The sequence below is a fragment of the Thalassospira sp. MCCC 1A01428 genome (assembly GCF_002115825.1).
Classification (GTDB): Bacteria; Pseudomonadota; Alphaproteobacteria; order Rhodospirillales; family Thalassospiraceae; genus Thalassospira.
This window is the reverse complement of sequence record NZ_JFJZ01000001.1, coordinates 245791-267681: the sequence shown is the minus strand read 5'-3', so window position 1 is coordinate 267681 and position 21891 is coordinate 245791. Positions and strand designations below refer to the sequence as shown.

General features: G+C 57.7%; 21 protein-coding genes. 17 read left to right on the top strand and 4 right to left on the bottom strand.

Annotation, left to right across the window (positions count from 1 at the left end; all coding sequences use genetic code 11):
• Positions 1-46 precede the first annotated feature (46 nt).
• The 16 genes from THS27_RS01225 (at position 47) to THS27_RS01150 (ending at position 17034) form a co-directional block, all read left to right on the top strand.
• A complete protein-coding gene (locus tag THS27_RS01225; protein ID WP_085587180.1) occupies positions 47-1795 on the top strand; it encodes a thiamine pyrophosphate-dependent enzyme in 1749 nt (582 codons plus the stop codon).
• Complete coding sequence (locus THS27_RS01220; RefSeq protein ID WP_085587179.1) at positions 1792-3387, top strand: FMN-binding glutamate synthase family protein; 1596 nt, start codon at positions 1792-1794, stop codon at positions 3385-3387. Before THS27_RS01225 ends, THS27_RS01220 begins: the two co-directional genes overlap by 4 nt.
• Positions 3388-3582: 195 nt before the next feature.
• Positions 3583-4527, top strand: coding sequence for a LysR family transcriptional regulator (locus THS27_RS01215; protein WP_085587178.1), 945 nt, complete (start codon positions 3583-3585; stop codon positions 4525-4527).
• Positions 4524-4802, top strand: a complete 279-nt coding sequence (locus THS27_RS01210) for an entry exclusion lipoprotein TrbK (RefSeq protein WP_085587177.1) — start codon at positions 4524-4526, stop codon at positions 4800-4802. Before THS27_RS01215 ends, THS27_RS01210 begins: the two co-directional genes overlap by 4 nt.
• 231 nt (positions 4803-5033) lie before the next feature.
• Positions 5034-7043 (top strand): conjugal transfer protein TraG, encoded by a 2010-nt coding sequence (locus tag THS27_RS01205; RefSeq protein WP_085587176.1) that lies wholly within the window; start codon positions 5034-5036, stop codon positions 7041-7043.
• Positions 7040-7516: a ribbon-helix-helix protein, CopG family gene (locus THS27_RS01200; RefSeq protein ID WP_085587175.1), complete on the top strand. Its 477-nt coding sequence runs from the start codon at positions 7040-7042 to the stop codon at positions 7514-7516. The genes THS27_RS01205 and THS27_RS01200 overlap by 4 nt, the downstream gene beginning before the upstream one ends.
• Complete coding sequence (gene trbB / locus THS27_RS01195; protein WP_085587174.1) at positions 7513-8529, top strand: P-type conjugative transfer ATPase TrbB; 1017 nt, start codon at positions 7513-7515, stop codon at positions 8527-8529. Before THS27_RS01200 ends, trbB begins: the two co-directional genes overlap by 4 nt.
• Positions 8526-8903, top strand: a complete 378-nt coding sequence (locus tag THS27_RS01190; protein WP_085587173.1) for a TrbC/VirB2 family protein — start codon at positions 8526-8528, stop codon at positions 8901-8903. Before trbB ends, THS27_RS01190 begins: the two co-directional genes overlap by 4 nt.
• Complete coding sequence (locus THS27_RS01185) at positions 8900-9184, top strand: VirB3 family type IV secretion system protein (RefSeq protein ID WP_085587172.1); 285 nt, start codon at positions 8900-8902, stop codon at positions 9182-9184. Before THS27_RS01190 ends, THS27_RS01185 begins: the two co-directional genes overlap by 4 nt.
• A gap of 12 nt (positions 9185-9196) precedes the next feature.
• Positions 9197-11656, top strand: a complete 2460-nt coding sequence (trbE, locus tag THS27_RS01180; RefSeq protein ID WP_085587171.1) for a conjugal transfer protein TrbE — start codon at positions 9197-9199, stop codon at positions 11654-11656.
• Positions 11653-12381 (top strand): P-type conjugative transfer protein TrbJ, encoded by a 729-nt coding sequence (trbJ, locus tag THS27_RS01175; RefSeq protein ID WP_085587170.1) that lies wholly within the window; start codon positions 11653-11655, stop codon positions 12379-12381. The genes trbE and trbJ overlap by 4 nt, the downstream gene beginning before the upstream one ends.
• A 12-nt stretch (positions 12382-12393) precedes the next feature.
• Positions 12394-13761, top strand: coding sequence for a P-type conjugative transfer protein TrbL (gene trbL, locus THS27_RS01170; protein ID WP_085587169.1), 1368 nt, complete (start codon positions 12394-12396; stop codon positions 13759-13761).
• A 30-nt stretch (positions 13762-13791) separates the two neighbouring features.
• On the top strand, positions 13792-14496 hold the full coding sequence (gene trbF / locus THS27_RS01165; RefSeq protein WP_085587168.1) for a conjugal transfer protein TrbF: 705 nt from the start codon (positions 13792-13794) through the stop codon (positions 14494-14496).
• A complete protein-coding gene (trbG, locus tag THS27_RS01160; RefSeq protein ID WP_085587167.1) occupies positions 14493-15485 on the top strand; it encodes a P-type conjugative transfer protein TrbG in 993 nt (330 codons plus the stop codon). The genes trbF and trbG overlap by 4 nt, the downstream gene beginning before the upstream one ends.
• 2 nt (positions 15486-15487) lie before the next feature.
• Positions 15488-16762, top strand: coding sequence for a TrbI/VirB10 family protein (locus tag THS27_RS01155; RefSeq protein ID WP_085587166.1), 1275 nt, complete (start codon positions 15488-15490; stop codon positions 16760-16762).
• An 11-nt stretch (positions 16763-16773) separates the two neighbouring features.
• Entirely contained in the window at positions 16774-17034 is a 261-nt protein-coding gene (locus THS27_RS01150; protein WP_085587165.1) for a DUF2274 domain-containing protein, read from the top strand.
• Here THS27_RS01150 and THS27_RS01145 read toward each other — a convergent pair.
• The 3 genes from THS27_RS01145 to THS27_RS01135 form a co-directional block, all read right to left on the bottom strand.
• Positions 17008-17799, bottom strand: a complete 792-nt coding sequence (locus tag THS27_RS01145; RefSeq protein WP_085587164.1) for a hypothetical protein — start codon at positions 17797-17799, stop codon at positions 17008-17010. The genes THS27_RS01150 and THS27_RS01145 overlap by 27 nt on opposite strands.
• Positions 17800-18046: 247 nt before the next feature.
• The gene (locus THS27_RS01140) at positions 18047-18379 is read right to left on the bottom strand and encodes a hypothetical protein (protein WP_085587163.1); all 333 of its coding nucleotides are present in this window, start codon (positions 18377-18379) and stop codon (positions 18047-18049) included.
• Positions 18380-18564: 185 nt separating this feature from the next.
• Positions 18565-19908, bottom strand: coding sequence for an MFS transporter (locus THS27_RS01135; protein WP_246832788.1), 1344 nt, complete (start codon positions 19906-19908; stop codon positions 18565-18567).
• A gap of 150 nt (positions 19909-20058) precedes the next feature.
• Between THS27_RS01135 and THS27_RS01130 the strand changes: the two genes are divergently transcribed.
• On the top strand, positions 20059-20850 hold the full coding sequence (locus THS27_RS01130) for a helix-turn-helix domain-containing protein (protein ID WP_085587162.1): 792 nt from the start codon (positions 20059-20061) through the stop codon (positions 20848-20850).
• 173 nt (positions 20851-21023) lie between these two features.
• Here the strand turns inward: THS27_RS01130 and THS27_RS01125 are convergent, their stop codons facing one another.
• Positions 21024-21488 carry a hypothetical protein gene (locus THS27_RS01125; RefSeq protein WP_168184791.1) on the bottom strand — a complete coding sequence of 155 codons (465 nt, stop codon included), beginning with the start codon at positions 21486-21488 and terminating at the stop codon, positions 21024-21026.
• Between the last annotated feature and the right edge of the window lie 403 nt (positions 21489-21891).

Genomic DNA, 21891 nt, shown 5'->3' with positions numbered 1-21891 from the left:
ATGGACCTCCAGCAACACCTCTATCAGACAATTTACAGGAGGCTATATGGCCCGCAGTATCTCTACAGCAATCTTGGATGTTCTGGCAGAGGCTGGTGCTCGCGATATCTTTGGCATGGTCGGTGACGTAATCAATCCGTTCGTGCTCCATGCGATCAAGGATCCCCGCTTCAACTGGATCACTGTTCGTCATGAGGAGCACGCCGCCTACGCTGCGGCTGCCCAGTCAGAGTTGACCGGCTCTGTTGGTGTATGTGCCGGAACAGCAGGACCCGGAGCCTTACACCTAATTAACGGCTTGTATAACGCGCAAAAAGAGGGTGGCGCGGTGGTGGCGATTACCGGGCAGGTGCCGACTGCCCAGCGCGGCAGTGATTTTCATAAGGAAATGGATCTCACCAAAGTATTCGATGATGTCTGCGCTTACCAGGCGATCATTGAAACGCCCGAGCAGGTTCCGCGCATGGTCGAAATTGCGGTGCAGAAGGCTCTCACTGAACGGGTGGTGGTACGCATTGAAGTTGCAGCTGACATATTTCCGAAAAACATCGCCAGCGAACATTACACCCACCCACTGGTACATGAGCTTCCTGTCTTTGCGGCACCGGCTACACAGATTGAGAAAGCGGCCCGCATACTGGCCAATGGCAAGCGTGTCACTGTGTTTTGCGGTATAGGCTGCCGTGAAGCCAAGTCGGAGGTTCTCCGTTTAGCCCAAAAACTAGGCTCACCGATCGCCCATACATTACGTGCCATGGACGTGTTTGACTACCGTGACGGATCTGTGGTCGGGCTTACCGGCAATATTGGCAATCCGGCGGGGTTTCATGCCGTTAACGATTGTGATGTGTTGTTGATGTTGGGTACCGACTTTCCGTATACAGAATTTCTTCCTGACGGGAGGCCTATCATCCAGGTGGATACGCGGGTCGATCATATCGGAAGGCGGGCGCCTGTTACTCTGGGTCTGGTAGGAGATGCTGGCGCGACTGTAAGGGCACTGCTGCCTATGCTCGATGACCATCAACGTTCCACGGAATTCCGCGACTTATTACTGGGCATACGTGACAAGTGGCTTGCACACAGCAACAAGCAGTCCAGCCTTGGGCGACGGGATGAACCCTTACATCCGCAGATTTTCGCTAAGGCGATCAGCGATGCCGCGGCCGACGATGCAATATTCGCTGTAGACGTAGGTGAGTGCACAATATGGACGGCGCGCAATATGTCGATGGCTGGCGACCGCCGAATGGTAGGCGGTTTTAATCACGGCTCCCTAGGACCCGGATTGCCCGCAGCTCTCGGCGCGGCAGCCCTATATCCATCCCGCCAAATCTGGGCTCTGTGTGGTGATGGCGGCTTTGGCATGTCCATGAACGATTTCGTCACCGCCGTACGCTACAACTGGCCTATCAAAGTAATCGTATTCAATAACAGCGAGCTGGGATTTGTCGCCATGGAAATGCAGGTTTCCGGTATGGCCAAGAGTCACGAAGCCACCGGGCTTACCAATCCGGATTTCGCAGCTTACGCAAAGGCCTGTGGAGGTGACGGCGTGAGAGTAGAACACGCGGACGATATTCTTCCCGCAATTGAAAAAGCGATTCTGTCCGACAAGCCCTTCATCATTGATGCCATTGTCAGTTCCGGCGAACTTGCTATGCCGCCTCATGTAACAGTCCAGGAGGTATGGGGATTTGGTATATCAAAGGTGAAAGAAGGGGTGCTTGGGCTGAAAGGTGACCATCGTGTCTGGCAGGAATGGCGGGATGAACTAAAAGGATTTGATAGATGACCCCACTACAGAGTGTATTTTGGCTGGTCGCAGTTTTTGTGCTTCCTGCCAGCGCCTACCTTTCCTATTCTTTCTGGCAACATGGCTACTTTATAACGCTGGTTCTGGGGCTTTATGTACTGGTGGGTTTATATGATATCTGGTTCAGTCGACATACGCTGAATCGCCTGTATCCGGTCGCTGCCTATTTCCGCTATGCACTGGAATACATTGGTCCGGAGATACGGCAGTATTTTGTGGCTAATGATACCGAGGAACTCCCATTTAATCGTGAACAACGCGCCCTGATATACCGCCGCGCCCAGAACCTGGACGATAGCCAGCCGTTTGGTACCGAACATGACATTACTGATACCGGCTGGCTGGGCGCCGCTCATTCCATTGCCCCGACTGTTATTCGGGAGGAGACAAAGCGTGTCGTCATTGGCGGTGCCCAGTGCAAACAACCCTACAGCGCCTCTCGCCTGAATTGCTCGGCAATGAGTTTTGGGGCGCTCAGTAGCAATGCGATTATGGCGCTCAATCGAGGGGCTAGGCTCGGTGGGTTCTACCATAACACCGGCGAGGGCGGCTACAGTCCGTATCACGAACAGGGTGGTGATATCGTCTGGCAGATTGGTACTGGTTATTTTGGCTGCCGCACACCCGACGGGAATTTTGACCCCAACGCCTTTGCCGAGCGCGCAATCCGGGAGCAGGTGAAAATGATCGAGATCAAAATATCCCAGGGGGCGAAACCCTCGCATGGCGGGGTGCTCCCGGCAGCCAAGGTCACAGAAGAAATTGCCATGATTCGCTTGGTTGAAATGGGCAAGGACGTATTGTCACCTCCCGCTCACCGCACCTACGATTCCCCCATAGGCTTGCTTGATTTTGTCACGCAGTTGCGAGAATTGAGTGGCGGAAAACCCGTGGGGTTCAAACTCTGCATAGGGCGTAAACACGAATTCATGGCGATATGCAAAGCCATGCTGGCAACAGGTGTTTATCCGGATTTCATCACGGTTGATGGTGCTGAAGGTGGTACGGGTGCGGCACCTGTGGAATTCAGTAATCGCTTTGGCATGCCCTGTTTAGAAGGGGTTAATTTTGTACACAATTGCCTGACTGGCATCGGCCTGCGCGACAAGATAAAGATTATCGCTTCGGGAAAAACGGCCACTGGTTTCGACATCGTGACCAAACTGGCGGTTGGCGCGGACGTTGTCAACGCCGCACGCACCATGATGCTGGCACTGGGGTGCATTCAGTCTCAGTCCTGCAACACTAACAAGTGCCCCACCGGTATCGCCACTCAGAATCCAAGAAGAGGACGAGCACTAGACGTGGAGCGACGCCACACGCGTGTAGCCAATTTTCAGAAACGGACACTAGATTCGGCATTCGACATGATCGGAGCCATGGGGATAGACGATCCGGATAAATTGTTTCCGCACCTGATCTGGCGCCGAAATGCGGACGAAACGTCGCAGCACTTCGATGATGTCTATCCAGATATAAAGAACAATTCACTGTTGGGCGACAACATTCCAGAGAGTTATGCCCATGACTGGCGAATCGCTTCAGCACAAACCTTTGCGCCGCAGCCTTGATTCAGTCTCTGGTTGGAAACGTACATCTACATGAAGCTCAGAGCATCATGGTAAATGAATGCGGATATTGTAGAACCGATATGGTGACACCCTGTGACTTCCAGTTAACAGCAATGAATGGTTGAAGCGTATGTTTTTTAGCAGTCTTTTTGATGTTGCGTAATCAATGTAAATAAAGCTCGGACATGAGGAGATATGGAACTTCGTCACCTTCGCTGCTTTCTTGCCGTCGCTGAAGAACTCCACTTCGCCCGCGCGGCCGAGCGCCTGCACATCGAGCAATCGCCGTTGTCGCGCACCATTAAGGAACTGGAAGAAGATTTGGGCGAGCTATTGTTTGTCCGCACCAGTCGCAGCACGCGGTTAACCCGTGCAGGCAAACTGTTTTTGGAGCATGTTCCGCGCGTTTTTACAGCTTTAGAGCAGGCGCGTGACAGCGTGAAAGCTGCGGCTAATGGTTTTCACGGGCAGTTGCGTATCGCGCTTTCAGATGGCGTGACTCCCTCGCGACTCCCGACCTTGTTGGCGCTGTGTCGCCAAGAGGAACCGGAGGTGGAAATACGCCTGTTTGAGGTGCCATTGTCCCAGCAACTTAGGGGCTTGCAGGATGACCTGTACGACGTGGGGTTCGCGCAATCCGATGAGGTAGGCGAAGGCATCATGGTTGCGGCGGTCTGGGCCGATCCGATCATGGTTGCCGTACCTGCCCGCCACCCCTTGTTGACCCACAAACGCATTCCTTTGGAGGAAGTGCTGCGCTATCCCTTGGTGCTGTGCGATCCACAAGCCTGTGAGGGCCATGCGCGCCAGATTGATCGACTGCTGCGACGGGTGGAGCAGGAGCCCATGATTGCTGAGCGCGTCGCTTCGTGTGACTTGATGATGGCGCTGGTGTCGGCGGGGTTTGCCTTGGGACTGGCCGGCGCGGCACACATCAGTACGAGCCGTGAGTCGGGTGTAGTCGCCCGGCCATTGTCGGGGCGTTCACCGATGCTGACGACCTATTTGCTGCATCGGGAAGCTGAGACCTCAGAGGTATTGGCCCGCTTCGTTGAGCGGGTACATGCCATTGAGCCTTCCGATGCGCCCAGACCTGTCAGACCACCAGAGCCCGATCCCGAAGAGGAGACTGAACCATGAAACACGCTGTTCTTTTATTGCTGGCAATCATGCTGACCGCCTGCAATCCCTCGGAGCCTCCTGCTCCGGAGGCAACTGACACCGCTAACATCCCAAGCGTGGAGGAGTTGGCTGTCGATCCTGACCGACTGAGAGAATTGCGCCAGCAGTGCAAGACTGACCGGCCAACGCTGGGCGATGTGTTGTGCAATCGCGTGGCCGAGGCTACGCGCAAGCGCTTCTACGGTGATGGCGATACCCCCTATATACCGCCGGAAGATTCGCCGTCATTCTGATTGTCTGCCATTTATAAAAAATTCTGCTTTTTCTGGCTGACACGCCGCAGCGCGCCCGCTCTTGCCGTGTTTTTATGGCTCATTCTCCTGCCTGAAACGATGTTTTTTGCATCACCTAGCTGTCGATAACGGTCTTTGACCGGCACTGGCCCGGCACCGATCCTCGCCTTATACGGCACATCCTTGTGTCGCAATTAAACGAGGTATCACAAAGGTATCGGGAGCCAGTCAATGCAGACTCAGGGCGTATTGTTCGGACAGATCGCAGCCGTTTTCGGTATCGTGATCGCTGGTGTGTGGGGTGCCACTCAGTGGACCGCCGCCACCCTGGGCTATCAGCCCCGACTTGGCTTGCCCTGGTTCGACCTCTTCGACACGCCGATCTACCTCCCCTGGAAACTGTTTGAATGGTGGTTCTTCTTCGGCGCCTACGCGCCGGAGGTGTTCGACACCGGCGGAGCTATTGCGGGCGGCAGTGGCCTCGTGGCCGTTGCGGTGGCTATCGCCATGTCGGTATGGCGATCCCGGCAATCCAAACAAGTCACCACCTACGGCTCGGCACGCTGGGCCAATGACACAGATATCCGCAAGGCGGGACTCTCCCAGCCGGTGGGTGTGTTCCTGGGCCTGCACAATGACCAGTACCTGCGCCATGAAGGCCCGGAACATGTATTGGCCTTTGCGCCCACCCGTTCTGGCAAAGGCGTCGGCTTGGTGGTACCCACCTTGTTGAGCTGGCCGACGTCGGTGGTCATCCACGACATCAAGGGCGAGAACTGGCAGCTTACCGCGGGCTGGCGTTCACGCTTTTCACACTGCCTTCTTTTCAATCCCACGGATTCCAACTCGGCCGGTTACAACCCGCTGCTGGAAGTCCGACGTGGTGCCCATGAAGTGCGCGACGTGCAGAACATTGCCGATATCCTCGTCGATCCCGAAGGTGCGCTGGAGCGACGCAATCACTGGGAGAAAACCAGCCACGCGTTGCTGGTAGGCGCCATCCTGCATGTGCTCTATGCCAGTGAGGACAAGACCCTGCGGGGCGTTGCCAATTTCCTCTCCGATCCGGCGTGCCCGTTCGAGCTGACCCTGCACCGGATGATGACCACCAAGCATTTGGGTGACGCACCACACCCTGTCGTGGCTTCCGCAGCACGCGAGGTGCTCAACAAGGCGGACAACGAACGTTCAGGCGTGCTCTCCACCGCCATGTCGTTCCTGGGGCTGTACCGCGACCCCACGGTGGCGGAAGTCACCTCGCGCTGCGACTGGCGCATCGCTGACCTGATCGCCGCTGAACATCCGGTCTCGCTGTACCTGGTGGTGCCGCCATCGGACATCAGCCGCACCAAGCCACTGATTCGATTGATCCTCAATCAGATCGGGCGACGACTCACCGAATCCCTTGACGGCTCAGACGGCATCGAACGTCGCCACAAGCTGTTGTTGATGCTGGATGAGTTCCCGGCATTGGGCCGGCTCGATTTCTTCGAGACCGCCTTGGCCTTCATGGCTGGCTACGGCATTCGCAGCTTCCTGATTGCGCAGTCGCTCAACCAGATCGACAAAGCCTACGGTCAGAATCACTCGATTCTGGACAACTGCCATGTGCGGGTGACCTTCGCCACCAATGATGAACGCACTGCCAAGCGCATTTCCGAGACGCTAGGCACCGCCACTGAACTGCGCGCCCAGCGCAACTACGCTGGCCACCGGCTTGCCCCCTGGCTGGGCCATCTGATGGTGTCGCGGCAGGAAACGGCCCGACCACTGCTGACGCCCGGTGAAGTGATGCAGCTTCCGCCCGACGAGGCGGTGGTGATGGTGTCCAGCGTGGCACCGATCAAGGCCAGGAAGCTGCGCTATTACGCGGACGCCAATTTTAAGCAACGCGTACTGCCACCGCCTGCGTTGGTCAATTCCTCTCATGTTGAGCGTTATGCCGATGCACCTCCCTTGCGGCCAGATGACTGGAGCGAGCTGGAGATTCCGGCCCCGCCCGCTGCATCGGTTGCAGCATCCACTGACGGTTTGGGTAGCGAGGACGACGGCGGGCCTCGTCGTCAGCCTGAGTTATCCGACAGTGTCGCCTACGACCCAGAACCGGAACAGGCGGTCAGCGATCTGGCGCTACTGGATGACGACGACCCGGCGCCAGTGCTTCCCCAGCAGCTTGACCCGGCCATGCAGCGCGTGGCGCGGCTGGCGACCCTCGACCCGGATGATGGAATCCTGCTATGAGCCGATACCGCTTGAATCTCTTTATCCAACCCGAGCATGCCAGGCGTCTGGATGAGTTGGCCGCCAAGAAAGGCGTCTCGAAATCCAGCATCGTCGCGGCGGCCCTGGCGTCCTGGTTGTCACCGGACGCCGCCGACCAGCGCGAGGCCGCCATCGCCAAGCGGTTGGATCGGCTGTCACGCCAGTTCGAAAAGCTGGAGCGCGATCAGAACATTGAGATAGAGACCCTAGCGCTGTTCGTGCGCTACTTCCTGACAGTGAGCACACCAGTGCCAGAAGCGCATCAGGATGCGGCCCGCGCCCAAGGCAAGGCCCGCTTCGAGCAATTCGTTGAACAGCTTGGCCGTCACCTGTTGCGCGGACGCAGCCTGGTGCGTGATGTGGTGGAGGAGTTGCACCCCGAGCCCGTGCGCACAGATGACACCTCAGCGCCATATGAATCAGCGGAACACACGGGGGAGCCTCTGTCATGAACGCCTCGTCCGCGTCCACGGCATCACTGGATCGGCGCATCCAGATGCTGCGCACGGCGATGGGGCCGTTGATTGCCGCCGCGCTGGAAGACCCGGACGTGGTGGAAATCATGCTTAACCCCGACCGCACATTGTGGGTGGATCGCCTGTCCACCGGTCGTGCGCCGTTGGGGGCGGAACTCTCCACCGAAGACGGTGAACGTATCATCCGCTTGGTGGCCGCCCATGTCGGTGCGGAGGTGCATCGCGGTCAGCCACTGCTATCCGCCGAGTTGCCGGAAACCGGCGAGCGCTTCGAAGGCATCTTGCCACCCGCTGCGCCGGGGCCGGCCTTCGCCTTGCGCAAACGCGCTGTGGGCGTGATTCCGCTGGCGCGCTACATCGCCGACGGCATGATGACCGCGCAACAGGCCGATTTTCTGCGTTGTGCGGTAGGTGAGCGTCAGAACATTTTGATTGCCGGTGGCACCAGCACGGGCAAGACCACGCTGGCCAACGCCTTGTTGGCGGAGATTGCCACTACTGGCGACCGCGTTTTGGTGCTGGAAGACACTATCGAACTGCAATGCGCCGCCCGCGATCACGTGCCTCTTCGTACCCGTGCCGGAGTGGTGAGCATGAGCGAACTGGTGCGCGCCACCATGCGGCTGCGCCCCGATCGTGTGGTGGTCGGCGAGGTACGCGGTGGCGAAGCACTGGATCTGGTCAAAGTCTGGGGCACGGGCCATCCCGGTGGTATTGCCACCATTCACGCAGGCTCTGCGCTTGGCGCGCTTCTGCGTCTGGAGCAACTGATTCTTGAAGTGGCGGTGAATCCACCGCGTCCTCTGATCGCCGAAGCAGTCAATGTCGTGATTCATATCGCTGGACGTGGCCGCAAGCGCCGTATTGCAAGCATTGCCCGTGTAACAGGCTTCGATTCAACGGGTTACTACCTCACGGACGTACTGCCCATCGTGCCGACATCTTCCGATCCCACCCCGTCCACTGATCAAACAGGAGAGCCGCTATGACCTTACTTGTTACTTTACGTATTTCTGACCACCCATTGTCTGTCCTGGCGCGATTGCGCCCATTGGCCGCCCTTGCTGGACAAGGGCTGTTGCTGGCCGTGTTGATGCTCCTGCTGACCAGCACAGCACAGGCTGCCGGCTCCTCCATGCCCTGGGAAGGGCCGCTGCAATCCATTCTGGATTCTATCCAGGGGCCGGTGGCACGCATTGTCGCGGTGATCATCATCATTGCCACGGGGCTGGCGCTGGCCTTTGGCGATTCCAGCGGGGGCGCCCGCAAACTGATCCAAATCGTGTTCGGACTCTCCATTGCCTTCGCCGCCTCGTCATTCTTTCTGTCGTTCTTCAGCTTTTCCGGCGGGGCGGTGGTATGAGCACTGCCAACGACCATGCAACGGGGTTTGCCCCCGGCTTTGAAATTCCGCTGCACCGTTCGCTGACCGAGCCGATTCTGCTGGGCGGTGCACCGCGCACCGTGGCCATCGCCAACGGAACCCTGGCCGCTGCAGTGGGGCTCGGCCTGCAATTGTGGATTCCAGGGCTGGTGCTGTGGATCGTCGGTCATTCGCTGGCGGTGTGGGGTGCACGAATTGATGCCCAGTTCATGCAGGTCTTCTCCCGGCACATCAAACACAAGCCGCTGCTGGACGTGTAAGGAGATGTCGAGATGCTGAACCTCACCGAATATCGCCAGCGTCCCGTGCTGCTGGCCGACTGGTTGCCCTGGGCCGGACTGGTGGCCTCTGGTGTTGTGTTGAACAAAGACGGCAGCTTTCAGCGCACGGCGCGGTTTCGTGGTCCGGATCTTGATAGTGCAACACAAGGCGAAATGATTGCCACCACCGCACGGCTCAACAACGCGCTGCGACGGTTGGGCTCGGGTTGGGCGCTGTTCATTGAGGCCGAACGCCAGCCAGCGGCGGACTACCCGCAGTCTGATTTTCCTGAGGCGCTGTCCTGGTTGGTGGATGAAGAGCGCCGCGCGGCCTTCGAGGAAGCGGGCCAGCACTTTGAAAGCAACTACCACCTCACACTGCAATACCTGCCGCCGGAAGAATCCCATGCCCGCGCCGCCAGGATGCTGTACGAAAACGCCCCCGGTGAGGGTGTGGATTGGCGGGGTCGGCTGGATGCCTTCGTGGCGGAAACTGATCGCGTGTTTGATCTGCTCGATGGAGTGATGCCGGCCATTGCCTGGCTGGATGATGGCCAGACGCTGACCTACCTGCACGGGAAAATTTCGACACACCGCTACGAGATCGGTGTTCCCGAGGTGCCGTTTCACCTGGATGCGCTGCTGACCGACTGCTCACTGGTCGGCGGGTTGGCGCCGATACTCGGTGATCACCACCTGCGCGTGGTGTCGGTGCGCGGCTTTCCGACCTCGACCTGGCCGGGCATTCTGGACGACCTCAACCGCTTGGGCTTCGCCTACCGCTGGAGCACGCGCTTTCTGTGCATGGACAAGGCCGAGGCGGAAAAGGCACTGGGCCGCCTGCGCCGCCAGTGGTTCGCCAAGCGCAAGAACGTGGTGGCGCTACTGCGCGAAACCATTTTCCAGCAGGAAAGCCCATTGGTGGATACCGACGCCAACAACAAGGCGGCGGACGCCGATGCCGCCTTGCAGGAGTTGGGTAGCGATCAAGTCGCTTTTGGCTACCTGACGGCCACGGTCACGGTGATGGACACGGATGCCGACCTAGCCGATGAGAAGCGGCGCATGGTCGAGCGTGTGATTCAGGGCCGTGGTTTTGTCACCATTCCCGAAACACTCAACGCGGTTGACGCCTGGTTCTCTTCCATTCCCGGTAATGCCTACGCGAATGTGCGCCAACCCATCGTCTCGACGCTGAACCTGGCGCACCTGATGCCGGTGTCGGCGGTATGGGCGGGGCCGGAGAAGAACGATCACCTGGATGGCCCGCCGCTGATCGTTACCCGTACCGATGGTGCCACGCCGTTCCGACTGGTAACGCACATCGGCGACGTGGGGCACACCCTCGTCGTGGGGCCGACCGGTATGGGCAAGTCGGTGTTGCTGGCCACACTGGCGATGCAGTTCCGCCGTTATCCCGCCTCGCGCATCTTTGCGTTTGATATGGGCCGCTCAATGCGCGCCACCATTCTGGGCTTGGGCGGCGAACATTACGACTTGGGCGCCGATGGCGGCATTGCCTTACAGCCACTCGCACAAATCGAGCAGGCCAGCTATCGCACCTGGGCTGCTGAGTGGGTGGAAGGTCGCTTGCTGCACGAGGGTGTTGCCATTGGCCCCGACGAGAAGGCGGTCATCTGGTCGGCGCTGGAGAGCCTGGCCGGAGCCCCCAGGGAACAGCGCACAATGACCGGCCTGTCCGTGCTGTTGCAATCCAACGCCCTGCGTCAGGCGCTCGCACCTTATGCGTTGGGTGGAGCCCACGGCAAGCTGCTGGATGCCGACCATGACCGGCTCGGCAGCGCCGACGTACAGGGCTTCGAGATGGAAGAGCTGATGCACAGTAAGGCGGCGGTGCTGGCTGTACTGGGCTATCTGTTCGCGCGTTTTGACGAACGCTTTGATGGTGCCCCCTCGTTATTGGTTCTTGATGAGTCCTGGCTGTTCCTCGATGACCCGGTGTTTGCCGCGCGCATCCGCCAGTGGCTGAAGACGCTGCGCAAAAAGAATGTCAGCGTTATCTTCGCCACGCAGTCGCTGGCCGACATCAAGGATTCCAGCATTGCGCCGGCCATTATCGAAAGCTGCGCCAGCCGCATCTTCCTGCCCAACCCGCAGGCCACCGAGCCGCAGATCCGTACCATTTACGAGGGTTTTGGTCTCAACAGCCGGCAAATCGAGATCGTCGCTACCGCGCAGCCCAAGCGCGATTACTACTACCAGTCGCGGCTGGGCAATCGCCTGTTTGACCTCGATCTGGGAGCGGTTGCACTGGCGTTTGCAGGAGCTTCCACCCCGCAGGACCAACGCGCCATCGACCGTGTGCTGCTGGACGCTGGCGAGCCGGGGTTCGCCGGTGCCTGGCTTCGTCATCGCGGTCTCGACTGGGGCGCTGATCTGCTGCCGTCGTTTCCTGATCTTGCTTTGGCTGAATCTCGCCTCACCCATCCACCACAGGAGAATCCATCATGAAACTACGTGTTCTTGCCATCGTTATCGTGGCCATGCTTGGCACCGTGTCTACGGCCCAAGCCCAGTGGGTCGTGGTCGATCCCACCAACCTTGTGCAGAACGCGCTCACCGCGATTCGCACGCTGGAGCAGATCAACAACCAGATCAATCAGCTACAGAATGAGGCGCAGATGTTGCGGAATCAGGCGCGCAATTTGGCGGGTCTGGATTACAACGTCATCAATCGGCTGCGTTCGACGCTGGCCACCACCGAACGCCTGATCGCTGAAGCGCAGGGTTTGGCCTATGACGTACAAACACTCGACCGCGAGTTTGCACAACTCTACCCGGAAGAATACGCCGCGACGGTCAGTGGCGATCAGATGTATCAGGATGCGCAGCAACGCTGGCGGCACACCCTTGACGGGTTGCACACCGCGATGCGGGTACAAGCGCAGGCGTCGCAGAATCTGGCACAGGACGAAAGCGCGTTAGCTGACCTGGTGAATGAGAGCCAGTCGGCAGAAGGCGCCTTGCAAGCCATGCAGGCGACCAATCAGCTTCTGGCCTTACAGGCCAAGCAGTCGATCCAGGCCCAACAGCTTCAGATCACCCAGGAGCGGGCCGCCGCATTGGAACTGGCGCGGCAGGCGGCCGCCACCGAGCGAGCCCGTGAAGTGCGACGCCGCTTTCTTGGTACCGGCACACCCTATACGCCGCAACGCGTGGATTTCTATTCCAACTGATCGGGCATGGCCATGAGTGACGTGACGGTCATCGACCGCTTCCTGAATACCTTCTCTACCTACATCGACTCGGGGTTCGGGTTGTTGCAGGGCGAGGTAGCGTTCTTGACTGCCACGTTGATCATCATTGATATGACCCTTGCCGGTTTGTACTGGGCGATGAGCCACGCCACCGGTCAGGGCGAAGACGTGATCGCCAGGCTTCTGCGCAAGGTGCTTTATGTCGGTGCCTTCGCCTACATCATTGGCAACTTCAACTGGTTGGCAGGGATCGTGTTTCGTTCTTTTGCAGGTCTTGGCCTAACGGCCACTGGCTCGTCATTAACGATGGAGCATTTCCTGCAACCGGGGCGACTGGCCAAGACCGGCATCGACGCAGCAGCGCCGATTCTGGAACAGATTGGCGAGATGGCGGGCTTCCCCGAAGTGTTCGTCAATCTTGATCCCATCGTGGTGATGTTCCTCGCCTGGTTGGTGGTGATCCTGTGCTTCTTTATTTTGTCGATCCAGCTCTTCATTACGCTCATCGAGTTCAAGCTAACCACGCTGGCGGGCTTCGTGCTGGTGCCGTTTGCCCTGTGGAACAAGACCGCGTTTCTCGCTGAGAAGGTGCTGGGCAATATCGTGTCCTCCGGCATCAAGGTGTTGGTGCTGGCGGTGATCGTCGGTATTGGCACGGGATTGTTCGCGGAGTTTCAGGTGCATCCGGACGAGCCGTCCATCGACCATGCGCTGGTTCTTATGTTGGCATCGCTCGCTTTGCTGGCGTTGGGCATCTTCGGACCAGGCATCGCCACCGGGCTGATTTCCGGTGGGCCGCAACTGGGTGCTGGGGCTATGGCTGGTGCCACCATCGGCGCGGCCGGAACCGCCATGGCCGTGGGTGCTGCGGCCACAGGCGTGGGTGGCGCGGTACTGGCCGGGGCTCGGATGGCTCCGGCTGCTGCCCGATTGGCCGGTTCCGGCGCACGGACGGCTACCTCGACCCTTGGCAGCGCCCGTTCTGCATTCCAGTCCGGTTCGGCTGCCGCCAGTGGTGGTCTCAAGGGGGCAGCAGCGGGCCTTGGCAATGTTGCCAGGTCCGGCGCTCAGGCTGTCGGGCGAAGTATGGTCGCTCGTGCTTCCGCTGCCGGGCAGCGTATGACGGCTCCCTTTCGGGCGGGCTGGAACGGCTCGTCGCCTGATGATAGTTCGGGTGGCAGCACCACTGGCATGAGCCAGAGCGCCGCATCCCCAGCCCAACAACAACCCGCTTGGGCCAAACGCCTGCACCGCCGCCAGCATATTACCCAGGCCGCCACGACGACGGCACATACCCTGCGCGGTGGCGACAGCAGTGGTGCGGGTTCTGGCCCAAGTTTGCGTAATCAAGATGAATAAGGTGATACCTGACCCTCAAGGAGAAGGCTTATGCGATTCAAACGACCGAGGGTGCGCTATGCGGAATCGCCGCAACCGGCCACCCCGTATCAATCCGCCGCTCAAGTGTGGGACGAGCGTATCGGCTCGGCCCGTGCGCAGGCGAAGAACTGGCGCTTGATGGCCTTCGGCTGCCTGATGCTGGCCTTGTTGATGGCGGGCGGTCTGGTGTGGCGTTCGGCACAGTCCATCGTTACCCCCTACGTGGTGGAGGTGGATGAAGTGGGACAGGTACGCGCTGTGGGCGAAGCCGCCACGCAGTACCGGCCCACTGACGCGCAGATTGCGCACCACCTGGCGGGTTTTGTGACACGGGTGCGCGGGCTGTCCATCGATCCCATTGTGGTGCGACAGAGCTGGCTCGACGCCTACGACTACACCACCGACAAGGGCGCGGCGGTGCTCAACGACTATGCCCGTACCAACGACCCCTTTGCCCGCATCGGCAAGGAGTCAGTGACGGTACAGATCACCAGTGTCGTGCGTGCCAGCGAGTCGTCGTTCAATGTCCGCTGGACCGAACGCCGCTACGTCAATGGCGCTGTCGCCGGACAGGCGCGCTGGACCGCCGTGGTGTCCATCGTGCTGCAAACCCCGCGCACCGAAGACCGTCTGCGCAAGAACCCCCTGGGCATCTACGTCAATGGTCTGTCGTGGAGCCGTGAACTGGATACGTCCGAAGGAGCCCAGCCATGAAATCGTCTTTCCGTTTTTACGCTTTTCCACTCATCCTGCTGGTTTTGTCGGGCTGCGCCACGCAGGGCAAGCCGCCACCCGCCATCTCGCTTGATGAACCTGTGTTGGCTCATCCCTTGCCCGAGGCGCCCCTGCCGGTGGAAGTGGTGGCGGTGCCTGAAGTGCTGCCGATGCCGGGGCAGATGAAACCGCTGCTGGAGGTCGAAGAAGCAGACGCCGCACCTGAGACTGCCGATGAAACCGTGCGCGTGTCACTGGCCAATGAGCAAGCGCGTATGGCGCCGACGCGTGAGGGCTACGTCAATGCCATTCAGGTCTGGCCCTTCACCGAGGGGGCGCTGTATCAGGTCTATTCGGCAGTTGGACGCGTGACAGTGATTGCGCTCCAACTGGGTGAGGAACTGGTGACGGTGGCGGCTGGGGATACCGTGCGTTGGGTCGTGGGTGACACGTCCAGCGGTGCTGGTGACGAGCTACGGGTCAATGTACTGGTCAAGCCGATCCGTTCGGGCCTGAACACCAATCTGGTCATCACCACCAGTCGGCGTACCTACCTGTTGGAACTGACCTCGACCGACCAGGCATGGATGGCATCGGTGTCCTGGGACTACCCGCGTGACCAGATGCTGGCCTTACAGCGCCGCAATCAAACTGCGCAGGCGACCGTACCCATTGATACTGGACTGGCACTGGAGAACCTGCGCTTTCGCTATGCAATTAGCGGCAGCCAGCCGCCCTGGAAACCGTTACGCGCTTTCGACGACGGCCGGAAGGTCTATATCCAGTTCCCGGCGGGGATTGCCCAAGGAGAACTGCCACCACTGTTCGTGATCGGCGCCGAAGGGGATGGGCAACTGGTGAACTACCGGTTCCGCCCGCCGTATTACATCGTCGATCGGCTGTTCGGCGCGGCGGAACTGCGCCTGGGTGGTGACAAGGGCGACGTAGTACGCATCGAGCGCACGGATGGCGTGGCACGGAGGGATTGAATATGAATCAGGACGAAACTGCTGACCGGAGCACGACGCCAGTGGATAAAGTCGCCCCCGACACCGTGACCCTGCGTGCCCAACCGCGCCCGGTGACGCGACTGAACCGTCGTACCCTGGCGATCCTGACCGGAAGCCTGGCAGTCGCTGTGCTCGGGGCCACATTCTGGTCATTGCAGCCGCCACAGAGAGGGAGCACTGAGCAAACGGAGTTGTACAACGTGGAGCGAGTGTCACGCTCCGATGCGCTAGAGCAGTTGCCCACCGACTATTCCATGCTGCCACCTAAGGCACCGCCCGACGTACCGGTATTGGGACCACCGTTACCGGGGGATCTGGGGCCGGCCATTGTGAATGCGCAACAGCCATCAGTGGCCAGTTATTCGGCACATGGCCATGATCCCGCCGCCGCGCTACGCGAAGAGTCGGAAGCGGCGGCTGCCTCGTCGCTGTTCTTCCAGACCGGCAATCGCAACCAGACTAACCCGACTGCCACGGTGGCTTCGCAGCCTGCTGTGCCAGACATGGGGAGCACCATGGCGGCTTTTGATGCACTGGTCGGCAGCTCGGCCTCAGCGGTGGCGCAACCGGCTGATTCGACGGCTGTGCAGAACCGGCAAGACCAGAAAGAAGCATTCCTGCAATCCGGTTCTACGGAAACTCGTAATACCGGGCACCTGCAATTGCCAAGTTCACCCTATCAGGTCATGGCCGGTACAGTGATCGCCGGGGCTTTGGTGACCGGTATCCAATCCGACCTGCCTAGCGATGTGATCGCCACGGTCACGGAGCCAGTCTACGACACGGCAACGGGTCAGCATCTGCTGATCCCGCAGGGCTCCCGCATTCTGGGACGCTACAACAGCCAGGTCAGCTACGGGCAGAGCCGCGTTCAAGTTGTCTGGAACCGCATCATCCTGCCGGATACTTCCTCGCTGGCGCTGGACAACCTGGTCGGCACCGATCCGACGGGTTACGCCGGTCTAGAAGATGGCGTCGATTGGCATTGGGATCGCATCTTTGCCGGTGCGGTGCTGACAACACTGCTGGGTGTTGGCGCTGAACTGGCCGCGCCGGAAAACCGGCAGGATGGTGATCGAGTCATTATTGCGGGTCGCGACAGCGCGCAGGACAGCATCAACCAGGTTGGCCAGGAGATGACCCGACGCAATCTGAACATCCAACCCACCTTGACGGAGCGGCCCGGCTTGCCAGTACGCATCATCGTCAACCGCGACTTGGTACTTCGTCCTTATCAACCATTGTTCATCAATTAGGGAGCGTCGCAATGACTATCACCCGAAAGTTACGTCTCGGCCCACTGCCCAAGACTGAAACCACTAAGCTGACCTTCGCCTGTCCGGCCAGTCTGAGGGCTGATCTGGAGCGCTATGCTGAGTTGCATAGCCAGACCTACAGCCAGCCGGTGGATGCGGTAACGCTGATCCCGTACATGCTGGAGGCGTTTATCGCAAGAGATCGGGGTTTTCGTCGCAACAGGAGCAACACGCATACGCGCTCGTTAACGGATCGCCAAGACTCTGAGTAACAGAGATGACCATTTGATAGAGTCATAAACCAATGCGCTGATGACTGGCTTGGTACCGTGTACATCGCCCATGTCAGACCGTAACTTTTGCATCACAAAGGCTGCTTGGTTTAATGATCCCTCCAGATTTGTAGACAGCGGTTTGTAGTCAGATTCAGGCCATCCAATCTCAGACAGTTCGTTTATCAGACTGTCTGTTACGTTCAAGGCGCCAATAGACTTTTTGATACGTTCTTGGAACGATGCTTTGCCAGCATCGCCCAAATTATATCGGCTGTAAATATCACTGGTCACAGTGTCCAGAGCACCACAGGCGGCCGATAATGCCCCACTCAAATCCCCATCGCGCAGACGACTCGCCGCCTTCTGAATATCCGTATGCGCCGCGTCGGGAATATTGATGAGTTCCGAGATATCAAAAATCTCAATAGGGATAAGTACAGTGCCGGAGAACTTCCAACCCACTCTGGATAGAACTCGTTCTAATTCACTGATGACGTCGGGTTTACGACGCATCATTTCCTCGCAGCAGATCGATGCAAATGCGCTGCGATTATTTTCATTCATCATCCCAACCTGTTTGTCAATTTCGCTGAGAAGCTGGGACTTCGATGCGCCGTTCTGAGGTTTTTGTTCGAGGTGAGCAAGCCGTGACATATCCAAATCGCCATAACCGACGATTTGCTTAATGTCACCAAAGCTGAATTTCTCTGTCAGTGTTGAGCGTATAGGCCCCCATGGAATTGCATTGCTGACTCTGGCCATATATTTCCCCGTCGATATTTATTCGTCCCACGAACTCGCCCCAATACGCGGTGAGTCATCTGTGGACCCAGGATACATGTTATTATGGCTAAGGCTCCGTGGTCGCTCACCCTTAACGATAGAGCTTGCTCTGGCTTGATCTTTCAACGCTCTTATATGGCTCCTGGCTCGCAAAGCAGTAGCTTCACAAAGCAGGCCAAAGTAGAGATAACTCCATGTCCTATATATGAATTCGCCCCTTGGCCGGCTACGTCAAGGGGCTTGACATGAGTCTTTTTTTAAGGCCGTGGCGCTTGGCCATATAGTCGCCCAGCGGGTTGCCCTGAATAAGGTCACCATTGTCAATCAGGATGGCATTGTCGGCTTCGTCGCGGGCCTTTTTGATCAGAGTGGCATCTTTCGCCAGGCCAACGGTTTGCGACGCGGCATCGCGGTAATAGTCGTAATTGACCAGATGCGAATGAATGTCGGTGGTTTCCAGTATCCGCAGGGATACCGAACTGTCGGCAAGGGCTGTGCCCGCCATCAGGCTAACCGACAGACCGATAAAAACGCTCGCCAGTGGACGATAGAAAGTCATTTAATGCACCCCTGAAAATGATGGTCAGTCTGACAAATATATTCTTGTTCGGATGGTCAGGTTTTGAAGATTTTGCGAAAATAGACGCCAACACGCAAACAAAAACGCCTGCTCGTGGGAACAGGCGTTTTGTTAATTGAATGTTTACGCCAAAAAATCAAACGGCGCGAACGGCTTACGTAAAATTACCGAGCCGCCTGGCCCATGGCACCCACATCATTGGCACCGCCCAAAACCACTTCATTGCCCGGTCGCGGGTCATGGGGCACGTTAAACGACAGAATCAACGACCCAAGCGCCAAAGCCGCACCGGTCAAAAATACCGCACTGGGCGAAATCAGCCATAACAGGCCAAACGCAGCAGGCAAGAACACAGCGGCAATGTGATTGATGGTAAAGCTCACCCCTGCGGTTGAGGAAATGTCGCCCGGATCCGCAATTTTCTGGAAATAGGTTTTCATCGCAATTGCCATGGCAAAAAACAAATGGTCAACCACATACAACCCGGCAGCCAGATGCGAATTTTGCACAAAAGCATAGCCGGTAAAGACCAGAAACAGCCCGCAATATTCAAATATCAGCGCCTTGCGTTCCCCCCATTTACCAATCAGCCTGCCAATTTGGGGGGCCAACACCATGTTAATGGCATGGTTTAGCAAATATAGAATGGTGATGGTGCCAACATCGTAGCCAAATTTTTCCACCATCAAAAATCCGGCAAAAACGGTAAAAATCTGGCGCCGTGCGCCCGCCATAAAGGTCAGCGCGTAATAAAGCCAATAGCGACGACGCAGCACCAGTTTGCGGGTTTGCGGGTGGGCATCGGTAAATTTGGGAAACACCATCCAGGCCACAAGTGCAACAACAATCGTCAGCGCACCACCGACCACATATACCCCGCGATAGGGCATATCAAAAACTTCCATCATCACCCAGACGCCGCCAAACATCAGCAACGAGGCAATTGATTTGGCCGATAATTGTCGCCCCATCACCATGGCCGTTCGATTTTTAGCAACCCACTGCAATGACAGCGCCTGTTGCATGGTTTCAAAATAATGAAACCCGATCGACATTAAAACAGTGGTGCAATAAAGCCCGACAATGGTGGGAAAATACCCGCTGATCGCCACACCAATGCCCAGCACCATAAGCGAAATCAGGGCAAAGGTTTGCTCGCGAAAAATCAACAGGGCAAAAATGGCGCTAAAGGCCAAAAATCCCGGAATTTCGCGCAAAGACTGTAAAATGCCAATTTCACGACCGGTGAAATCGGCCATTTCGACCGAAAAATTGTTTAAAAGCGCCATCCATGTTGAAAAAGATAATGGCATTGCCGTCGCCATTAAAATCAACAGGATCTCCGGGTTACCCCGCCAGCCACTTTTGCCATTGGCTGTTAACGGCATAAAGGCCGTTTTTTCGGGGGCCGATGCCGCCAGGTTACCCGGGGCATGGGCATCGGGTTCGGTCGGGTTGTGGGCGTCGGGTATCTCCGGCGTCCGTGGGGTTGGATAAGGCGTTGGCATATGCGATAATTTCCTGATGGTACAAAGACCCGGCGGGTACGGGTCAGGGGCGTTTGCCCCGGTTGTCTGGATTTACTCCAAACTAAACCTGTCATTTTCGTCTGTCTCACGGTAATCTGCCATTGAATACGGCAAACAGGACATTTCCCCGTGCTAAGACCCGAAAAATTACCCCCGCCCCGACCGCGCCCGGATATTTTACCGCGACCGATCTATATTCGGATCAATGATGTTGCTGCCGGGCATTGTGTTGGCTCGCACCACCATGACTGGTACCAGTTGATCTATGCCAGCGAAGGCACAATGACCGTGACCACCAATGCCGGTATCTGGGTTGTCCCCCCGCAGCGCGCGGTATGGGTACCGCCAGGTATTGACCATGCCGTCGCCCATTCCACATTTTGCCGGGCACGACACATATACATTGCCCGCGATGCCCACGCCGGCTTACCCGAAAGCTGCATGGTGATCGAGGTCAACCCGCTTTTGCGCGAACTGGTTCAGGCCGCGATAAAATTCCCTGTCGAATATAACGAACACGGCCCGGAAGGCCGGCTGGTTGATGTCTTGCTCGATCAATTGGCGGCATCGGCCCATACCACCAATCTGCACCTTCCTGCGCCCAAAGATGCGCGGCTATCGCGTATTTGCGAACAGTTACAGGCCGATCCGGCAGATAACCGCACGCTCGAGGAATGGTCTCGCGATTGTGGCGCATCCTCTCGCACGCTGGCGCGCTTGTTCCTGCGCGAAACCGGCATGCCGTTTCGTGAATGGCGACAAAAACTGCGTCTTTTATATGCGTTGGAAAAACTGGCTCATCATCGACCGGTCACAGAAATTGCCCTGGATCTTGGCTATGAAAATACATCGGCCTTCATTGCCATGTTCCGCAAGGCCACGGGCAAAACGCCGGGAACCTATTTAAACGTGCCTCGCTGATGTCACTGCACGGGGCCCAGCACAGCCCTTTTTACAGACGAACAATGGGCGTCTGGCTAAATTTATCCAAAACACCACCTGGCGCTGCCCCAAAGCCCCCCTTGTCGCAACTGCGCGACAGACAACCCTCACATAACGCCGGGTATCCTGCCTGCATCATGGCAAGTTGCGCGCTAATCCTTCGTCGACCAGAACGGATAGGTTGGCGGCAGAATATTATCATCCTCCAGCTTTTGGCGGTTTTGATAACGCGATGTCGCCTCTGGTCCGTTGCGTCCCATCCGGCGCGTTTCCGAACACAAATTATGAATTTCCACTGCGTCGGCAATCGTCCAGTTACGCGCCCTGTCCCCCTTGCGTCGCCCCGGATGATCCACACCAAAACCACCGTCCCGGCCCTTCTCGGTCAGAAGGTTTAAAAGCCGGGTCAGATCGGGCAGTGCCTCGATAACGGAATGAAGGTTGGCAAGACTATTTGAAAGCGCCCCCAGCATCTCGGACGTATTTTCAGACCAGTCGGATAGGTTTCCGGAGGCCTCAAGGTCAGCGTCGCCCCCGGTATCGCCATCAATCGTATTGGCATTGGCATTGGCATTGGCATTGGCAAAACGATCCTGCTGATCCATCGCCTCAGCCACAAGATTCAAACCCTTGAATTTTGTCCATGCCAAATGGTTCGGCTCACCGCGTCTGCGGCCCGGACTTATGACTAGGCGCGTGGTATTAGGCCCACGATAATTCGCCTCGCCCTTTCTACGGGTGGGATGCTGATCACCGACCGTATGCATTTTCTCCTCCTGAGAAGCCGCAATACCTTAAGTTTCAGACACTTCGCCGAAACAGGATTGTTCTTACTACCTATAAGAACGACAATATTACCAAATTTTGCGAATAATGGATACACAGAGTTTCATCATCTATCCCATTCGCATTGAGCAAGCAAAACCAATACTTCCGAACAGGGGTATGGACTAACCGTCAACATAGTTGTCAGCACCAATAATGCATTTATTATAAGTTGCAGTCTGTTATGCAAAATTC

Excerpts from the sequence above, each read along its gene's own strand:
- THS27_RS01200 (WP_085587175.1), top strand. The coding sequence starts at position 7,040 with ATGAGCCGATACCGCTTGAATCTCTTTATCCAACCCGAGCATGCCAGG.
- THS27_RS01210 (WP_085587177.1), top strand. The coding sequence starts at position 4,524 with ATGAAACACGCTGTTCTTTTATTGCTGGCAATCATGCTGACCGCCTGC.
- THS27_RS01150 (WP_085587165.1), top strand. The coding sequence starts at position 16,774 with ATGACTATCACCCGAAAGTTACGTCTCGGCCCACTGCCCAAGACTGAA.
- trbB (WP_085587174.1), top strand. The coding sequence starts at position 7,513 with ATGAACGCCTCGTCCGCGTCCACGGCATCACTGGATCGGCGCATCCAG.
- trbF (WP_085587168.1), top strand. The coding sequence starts at position 13,792 with ATGCGATTCAAACGACCGAGGGTGCGCTATGCGGAATCGCCGCAACCG.
- THS27_RS01155 (WP_085587166.1), top strand. The coding sequence starts at position 15,488 with ATGAATCAGGACGAAACTGCTGACCGGAGCACGACGCCAGTGGATAAA.
- THS27_RS01220 (WP_085587179.1), top strand. The coding sequence starts at position 1,792 with ATGACCCCACTACAGAGTGTATTTTGGCTGGTCGCAGTTTTTGTGCTT.
- trbG (WP_085587167.1), top strand. The coding sequence starts at position 14,493 with ATGAAATCGTCTTTCCGTTTTTACGCTTTTCCACTCATCCTGCTGGTT.
- trbL (WP_085587169.1), top strand. The coding sequence starts at position 12,394 with ATGAGTGACGTGACGGTCATCGACCGCTTCCTGAATACCTTCTCTACC.
- THS27_RS01190 (WP_085587173.1), top strand. The coding sequence starts at position 8,526 with ATGACCTTACTTGTTACTTTACGTATTTCTGACCACCCATTGTCTGTC.
- THS27_RS01140 (WP_085587163.1), bottom strand. The coding sequence starts at position 18,379 with ATGACTTTCTATCGTCCACTGGCGAGCGTTTTTATCGGTCTGTCGGTT.
- THS27_RS01215 (WP_085587178.1), top strand. The coding sequence starts at position 3,583 with ATGGAACTTCGTCACCTTCGCTGCTTTCTTGCCGTCGCTGAAGAACTC.
- trbJ (WP_085587170.1), top strand. The coding sequence starts at position 11,653 with ATGAAACTACGTGTTCTTGCCATCGTTATCGTGGCCATGCTTGGCACC.
- THS27_RS01145 (WP_085587164.1), bottom strand. The coding sequence starts at position 17,799 with ATGGCCAGAGTCAGCAATGCAATTCCATGGGGGCCTATACGCTCAACA.
- THS27_RS01225 (WP_085587180.1), top strand. The coding sequence starts at position 47 with ATGGCCCGCAGTATCTCTACAGCAATCTTGGATGTTCTGGCAGAGGCT.
- THS27_RS01135 (WP_246832788.1), bottom strand. The coding sequence starts at position 19,908 with ATGCCAACGCCTTATCCAACCCCACGGACGCCGGAGATACCCGACGCC.
- THS27_RS01185 (WP_085587172.1), top strand. The coding sequence starts at position 8,900 with ATGAGCACTGCCAACGACCATGCAACGGGGTTTGCCCCCGGCTTTGAA.
- trbE (WP_085587171.1), top strand. The coding sequence starts at position 9,197 with ATGCTGAACCTCACCGAATATCGCCAGCGTCCCGTGCTGCTGGCCGAC.
- THS27_RS01205 (WP_085587176.1), top strand. The coding sequence starts at position 5,034 with ATGCAGACTCAGGGCGTATTGTTCGGACAGATCGCAGCCGTTTTCGGT.